This window comes from Cellulomonas biazotea, assembly GCF_004306155.1.
Classification (GTDB): domain Bacteria; phylum Actinomycetota; class Actinomycetes; order Actinomycetales; family Cellulomonadaceae; genus Cellulomonas; species Cellulomonas biazotea.
The window spans coordinates 1-723 of record NZ_BIMR01000513.1 but is presented as its reverse complement, the minus strand read 5'-3'; the positions used below and the strand labels follow the sequence as shown (position 1 = coordinate 723).

1 protein-coding gene is annotated in these 723 nt (G+C 79.1%); it reads right to left on the bottom strand.

Features of this window, described 5'->3' with window-relative positions:
* On the bottom strand, positions 1–723 hold a 723-nt coding region (locus CBZ_RS20540), incomplete at both ends, for a MazG family protein (protein ID WP_373862216.1).

The window sequence follows — 723 nt, the reverse complement described above, 5'->3', positions numbered from 1 at the left end:
GCCGCGGCCTCGGCCACGAGCGCGAGGAGCCGCTCGCCGAGCGGGGCGTCGGGGCCCGCGTCGGGCAGCGCGACCGCGTGCCCCGCCCGCTCGGCGCGGGCCACGAGCTTCTGCGCGCGCGCCAGCGCCCCCAGCCCCAGCGGGACGCCGTCGAACGCGGACTCCCGCTGCTTCTCCGCGCGCTTGAGGCGGTCCCACGCCACGTGCTGACCCTCGGCGTCCGCCGCCGCGACCGCGTCGCCGAACACGTGCGGGTGGCGGCGGACGAGCTTCACGACGAGGTCCGCGGCGACGTCCCGCACGTCGAACGGGTCGTCCGGGTCCTCCTGCGCGAGGCGCGCGTGGAACACGACCTGCAGCAGCACGTCGCCGAGCTCCTCGCGCAGCCCGGCACGGTCGTCGTGCTCGATCGCCTCGGCGAGCTCGGCGACCTCCTCCAGGGCGTACGGCACCAGCGAGCGGTGCGTCTGCTGCGCGTCCCACGGGCAGCCGCCGGGCGAGCGCAGGCGGTCCATGACGGCCACGAGCGCCGCCAGGGCGTCACCGTGCCGCGCGAGCAGGTCCGCGGCGACGTCGTCGGCCGACCCGCCCGCGGGCCGCTGCGTCGTCCCGCCCGACCGTCCGGACGCGTCCGTCGTCGGCACGGTCGCGCCGACCGGCACCCCGGCGCGGGCGTCGGTGCCGTCGGCGGACGGCACGGTCAGGGCGCCGACGGGCTCGGCT